Below are 5,883 nucleotides of genomic sequence, written 5' to 3' on the forward strand. Positions count from 1 at the left end.
CCGGACCCCGGGACCCCGGGGTCCCGGGACCCCCCCGGGCGAACGGCGTCCAGCCGAGCCGGGAGGTCCGCGACGGGAGCACGCCGTTGCTGACGGCCTGCGTGCCGTCCGGGACGGCGACCGGGACGTCGAAGGTCGTCTTGTCGAGCGGGTGGGTGGTCGTCGTACGGGAACCACCACACGGCGGACTCCGGCTCCCGCGCGGCCGCGCCGCCGTCCGGGGTGCGGTGCCACACGAGCGCCCTGCGGCCGCGCCGGGCGCCTCGATACCTCTGCGGCCCAATCGCCCTCTTTTCCAGGGGAGTTGACCGCAGTACCGTCTCCGCCCATGCCGATACGTGCGCGGAGCAGAACCCTGGTCGTGGCGGCCACAGCCGTCCTGACGGCCGTACTCCTCCCGTCGGCCGGCGCCCACGGCGCCGACCGGCAGCCCGACCGCCCCCGCGAATCCGCCCCCGTCTACTCGTACGACGACGCCGTCCGTGAATCCGTGTGGGTCGACACCGGCCTCGACGGCGACGGCGACGGCAGGACCGACCGGGTGGCCGCCGACATCATCCGGCCGCGCGAGGCAGCCCTGCGGGGCCGCAAGGTCCCCGTCATCATGGACGCCAGCCCGTACTACTCCTGCTGCGGGCGCGGCAACGAGAGCCAGAAGAAGACGTACGACGCGAACGGCGACCCCGTCCAGTTCCCGCTCTACTACGACAACTACTTCGTGCCGCGCGGCTACGCGTTCGTCGCCGTCGACCTCGCCGGCACCAACCGCTCCGACGGCTGCGTCGACGTCGGCGGCCGCTCCGACATCCTCTCCGCCAAAGCCGTCGTCGACTGGCTGGGCGGCCGCGCCGCCGCCTACACCACCCGCACCGGCACCGTACGGGCCCGGGCGACGAGCTGGACCACCGGCGCCACCGGCATGATCGGCAAGAGCTGGGACGGCACCATCGCCAACGGCGTCGCCGCGACCGGCGTCGAAGGCCTGAAGACCATCGTCCCGATCGGCGCGATCTCCTCCTGGTACGACTACTACTTCTCGCAGGGCGCCCCGCTGTACGACGCGGGCCCCGACTGGCTGTCGCACTACGTCAACAGCCCCGAGGCCCGCGCCCGCTGCCAGGCCGTGCAGGACCGGCTCGTCGAAGGCGCCCCGCGCTCCGGCGACCGGACCGCGCTGTGGGCCGAGCGCGACTACGTGCCCGACGCCTCCCGCGTACGGGCCAGCGTGTTCGCCGTCCACGGCATGCAGGACCTCAACGTCCGCAGCGGCCACCTCGGCCAGTGGTGGGACGCGCTCGCCGCGCAGGGCGTCGAGCGGAAGATCTGGCTCTCCCAGACGGGTCACGTCGACCCCTTCGACTTCCGCCGCGCCGCGTGGGTCCGCACCCTGCACCGCTGGTTCGACCACTATCTGCTCGGATACGACAACGGCGTCGAGCGGGAGCCCATGGCCGACATCGAGCGCGCACCCGACCGGTGGACCACGGACCGCGTCTGGCCGCCCGCCGGTACCGCCACCACCACGCTGCGCCCCGGGCGCGGCACCGCACCCGGCGTCGGCACGCTCGGCCTCCTCCCGGCCCCGGCGGGCGCCACCGAGACGTTCACCGACGACCCGGCGCTCGGCGAGCTCGACTGGGCGGCGCGGATCGACACGCCGACGCGTGCGAAGGCCGGATTCGTGACCCGCCCGCTCGCCAGGGACCTGCGCCTGGCAGGCTCCGCGACCGTGACGGTCACCGCCACGCCGACCACCACCAGCGCCCATCTGTCGGCCGTCCTCGTCGACCTGGGCCCGGACACGATCCGCGACTACGCGGCGCCCGGCGAAGGCATCACCACACTCGCCGAACGCACCTGCTGGGGCGCGAGCACACCCGGCGACAGCGCGTGCTTCAAGGAGACGAAGGCCAGGACCACGGACGCCGACTTCACCGTGTTCAGCCGCGGCTGGGCCGACCTCGGCACCTGGGCCGACCCGGACCGGGGCCGCCCGCTGACCCCGGGGAAGCCGCACACCGTCACCCTGAAGCTGCACGCCGCCGACCACGTCGTCCCGGCCGGCCACCGCCTGGCCCTGATCGTCGCGGGCACCGACAACGACCTGCTCGAACCTCCGGCATCGCGGCCGACCCTCACCCTGGACCTGGCCCGCACCCACGCCAAGGTCCCGGTCGTCGGCGGCCCCCTCGCGTACGCGTTCGCGACCTTCCCGCGCGCCGGCGACCGCGACAGCGCCCGCGCCGGCGCCGAGGCCCGCGACGGCACGCGTGACGGCGCCCGCGCCACCGACCCGGCCGCCACGCCCCGCGCCGGCGTTACCGCCCCGCGCCCGCCGCGCTCCCACCCGCCGCTCCCGGGAGCCGCCCGATGACCCTCCGCAGCCGCGCCCTGACAGCCCTGACGGCCCTGACCGCCTGCGCCGCCGCCCTCACCCTGCCCCTGACGGCCAGCGCGCAGGCCGCCGCTCCGACGGCACCCCAGACCCCGGCACCGCCCCGCACCGGCTTCGAGACGAGCGACGGGGCCCGCTGGACCGGCCTCCACGAGGAGCAGCGCTTCCTCACCGCCGTCGACCGGGGCAGCGACCGCATGACGACGACCACCATCGGCACCACCCGCCAGGGCCGCCCGCTCCAGCTCGTCCGCATCGCGGACCGCCCCGTCACCGCCACCACCGTGCTCCTCGTGTGCAGCCAGCACGGTGACGAACCGTCGGGCCGCGAGGCCTGCCTCACCACCGTCCGCGACCTGGCGTACGCCGAGGACCCCGCAACCCGCCGCTTCCTCGCCCGTACGACCGTCCTCGTCGTCCCGACCGCCAACCCCGACGGCCGCGCGGCGAACACCCGCCGCAACGCCGACGGCGTCGACGTCAACCGCGACCACCTCGCCCTGCGCACGGCGGAGGCCCGGGCCCTCGCCCGCGTCCTGCGCGACCACCGTCCGCACGTCGTCCTCGACCTGCACGAGTACAGCGCCTCACGGCCGTACTACGTCAAGGACCTGCTCTCCCTGTGGCCCCGCAACCCCAACACGCACGCCCGTGTCCACGACGAGGCGCACACCCTCTCGGAGGCGTACGTCAGGCCCACGGCCGAGCGCGCCGGCCTCAGCAGCGGCGTCTACGGCATCTGGACCGATCCCGTCACCGGCGAACCGGTCCGCCAGGTCGCCGGCGACGGCCAGGAGCGCATCCTGCGCAACACCACCGGCCTCAAGCACGCCGTCGGCCTCCTCGTCGAGACCCGTGTCGACGCCCTCACGGACGCCGAGCAGAACGACCCGTCCGTCAACCACCGTCGGCGCTTCGACGGCCAACGCGCCGCCCTGGACGGGGCGTTCAGGTTCGTCGACGAGCGGCGCGCCCGGATCGCGGCGGCCACGGCGGCGTCCCGGCTCACCGGATACGCCGACCGCGGCCCCGTCCACCTGGGCGGCGCCGACAACGACCCGCCCGAACCCGGCGAGACCCTCCAGGACCCGCCCTGCGCCTACCGCCTCGACCAGGCCCGGCACACGGCGTACGCCGACGAACTGGCCCTGCACGGCGTACGGACCGTCCCGGCCCGCGACGCGCGGGGCGGCGTCATCGTCCCCCTGCGCCAGCCCCAGCGCGCCCTCGTCCCGCTGCTCCTCGACGGCCGCGCCGCCCACCACCTGACGGACGGAGAGCCCGTACGGCACTGCTGACCCGTCACCCGTCACCCGGCGCACGCCCCGCCCGGCCCGGCCGCCATCGCGCCCGCCCGGCGGGGCCGTGCACCGGCGCCGTGCACCGGCGCCGTGCACCGGAGCCGTGCACTGTGGCCGTCCCGGGCCCCGCCGGTGCGGGTTCCCTCGCCCTGTACGAACGCGCCGGACCGCCCTGACCTAGGATCGGCGTCCTGATGACTGCCACCCTCGTCGCCAAGACCCTCGCCGCCGGCCACGGCGAGCGCGCCCTGTTCTCCGGCCTCGACCTCGTCGTCGCCCCCGGCGACGTCATCGGGCTCGTCGGCGTCAACGGCGCCGGCAAGTCCACGCTGCTGCGGCTCCTCGCCGGCCTGGAAGCGCCCGAGCACGGCGAGGTGCACCTGTCGCCGCGCACCGCCGCCGTCGGCCACCTCCCGCAGGAGCCGGAGCGCCGCGCGGGCGAGACCGTACGGGCCTTCCTCGCCCGCCGTACCGGTGTCGCCGCCGCCCAGACGGCGATGGACGCCGCCACCCAGGCCCTGGTCGACGGCGCGCCCGGCGCCGACGACGCGTACGCGACCGCCCTGGAGCGCTGGCTGGGCCTCGGCGGCGCCGACCTCGACGAGCGCGCCGACGAGACCGCCGCGGCCCTGGGCCTGACCGTCGGCCTCGACCAGCCGATGACGGCCCTGTCCGGCGGCCAGGCCGCCCGCGCGGGACTCGCCTCGCTGCTCCTCTCCCGCTACGACGTCTTCCTCCTCGACGAGCCGACGAACGACCTGGACCTCGACGGTCTGGAGCGCCTGGAGGCGTTCGTACGCGGCCTGCGCGCCGGCACGGTCGTCATCAGCCACGACCGCGAGTTCCTCGCCCGCACCGCCACCAAGGTCCTCGAACTCGACCTCGCGCAGCAGCGGACCGCCCTCTACGGCGGCGGCTACGACGCGTACCTGGAGGAGCGCGAGACCGCCCGCCGCCACGCCCGCGAGGACTTCGAGGAGTACGCCGACAAGAAGGCCGCCCTCGAAGGCCGCGCGCGGATGCAGCGCGCGTGGATGGACAAGGGCGTCAAGAACGCCCGGCGCAAGGCGGGCGACAACGACAAGCTCGGCCGCAAGTTCCGCAGCGAGGCCAGCGAGAAGCAGGCCGCCAAGGCCCGCCAGACGCAGCGCATGATCGAGCGTCTGGACGTGGTCGACGAGCCCCGCAAGGAGTGGGAGCTGCGCATGGAGATCGCTGAGGCGCCGCGCTCCGGTGAGGTCGTCGCCACGCTGCGCGACGCGGAGGTCCGGCGCGGCGGCTTCACCTTCGGCCCGGTGTCGCTCCAGGTCGACCGGGCGGACCGGATCGCCGTGACCGGTGCGAACGGCGCGGGCAAGTCCACGCTGCTCGCGGCGCTCCTCGGCCGTGTCGCGCTGGACGCGGGCCACAGCGCGCTGGGCTCGGGCGTCGTCGTCGGCGAGGTCGACCAGGCGCGGCGGCTGTTCCACGGCCAGGAGACGCTGCTGGACGCGTTCTGCGCGGCGGTCCCCGACACCGAGCCCGCCGATGTGCGCACGCTCCTCGCCAAGTTCGGCCTCAAGGCGGCCCACGTCCTGCGCCCCGCGACGACCCTGTCCCCGGGCGAACGCACCCGCGCCGCCCTGGCCCTCCTCCAGGGCCGGGGCGTGAACCTCCTGGTGCTCGACGAGCCGACCAACCACCTCGACCTGCCGGCCATCGAGCAGCTCGAGTCCGCCCTCGACGGCTACCCCGGCACGCTCCTCCTGGTCACACACGACCGCCGCATGCTGGAGGCGGTCCACGTCACGCGCCGCCTGGAGGTCGCGGACGGGAAGGTCACGGAGGTCTGACGGGACCCGGGACCGGAACGGCGCCCCGTTCCTACGGGCGGTCCTCCGGCTCCTCGTATGCGTCGAACGTGCTGTACGCCTCGTCGTCGGGCACGGCACCCTCGACGCGGTCCCGCTCCGGGGCCTCCGCCGCCCGGTCCGCGGCCTTGTCCCCCTTCTTACGGGCCTGCCGCTTCTCCTCTTCCTGGTGCCTGCGGACCTCTTCGGGCTTGTCCCCGATCTGGTTCATGGCCTGCTCCGTCCTCCGTCGCCGGTCGGTCCGGCGACGCGGCCAGAGTCACACGGACCGGTCGCCCCCGCACCTCGGCCGGACGACGCGCGGACGGCGTGCGGACGACGCGAGGGGCGGCGGGGA

4 protein-coding genes and 1 pseudogene are annotated in these 5,883 nt (G+C 75.2%); 3 read left to right on the forward strand and 2 right to left on the reverse strand.

The window, feature by feature from the left end; translation table 11 throughout:
* Nucleotides 1-233: pseudogene (locus HTZ82_RS32120) on the reverse strand (hypothetical protein); the annotation flags it as partial.
* A gap of 95 nt (nt 234-328) precedes the next feature.
* On the opposite strand from HTZ82_RS32120, the gene HTZ82_RS09130 reads away from it, so the two are divergent.
* The 3 genes from HTZ82_RS09130 to HTZ82_RS09140 all read left to right on the forward strand — a co-directional run bounded on the left by HTZ82_RS09130 (nt 329) and on the right by HTZ82_RS09140 (nt 5,528).
* Entirely contained in the window at nt 329-2,374 is a 2,046-nt protein-coding gene (locus tag HTZ82_RS09130; protein WP_175408805.1) for a Xaa-Pro dipeptidyl-peptidase, read from the forward strand.
* Entirely contained in the window at nt 2,371-3,693 is a 1,323-nt protein-coding gene (locus HTZ82_RS09135; RefSeq protein ID WP_175408806.1) for a M14 family metallocarboxypeptidase, read from the forward strand. The genes HTZ82_RS09130 and HTZ82_RS09135 overlap by 4 nt, the downstream gene beginning before the upstream one ends.
* A 197-nt stretch (nt 3,694-3,890) precedes the next feature.
* The gene (locus HTZ82_RS09140) at nt 3,891-5,528 is read left to right on the forward strand and encodes an ABC-F family ATP-binding cassette domain-containing protein (protein WP_175408807.1); all 1,638 of its coding nucleotides are present in this window, start codon (nt 3,891-3,893) and stop codon (nt 5,526-5,528) included.
* A gap of 31 nt (nt 5,529-5,559) precedes the next feature.
* Here the strand turns inward: HTZ82_RS09140 and HTZ82_RS09145 are convergent, their stop codons facing one another.
* The gene (locus HTZ82_RS09145) at nt 5,560-5,757 is read right to left on the reverse strand and encodes a hypothetical protein (RefSeq protein ID WP_175408808.1); all 198 of its coding nucleotides are present in this window, start codon (nt 5,755-5,757) and stop codon (nt 5,560-5,562) included.
* Nucleotides 5,758-5,883 lie beyond the last annotated feature (126 nt).

This window comes from Streptomyces sp. TRM64462 (assembly GCF_013362995.1).
GTDB lineage: Bacteria > Actinomycetota > Actinomycetes > Streptomycetales > Streptomycetaceae > Streptomyces.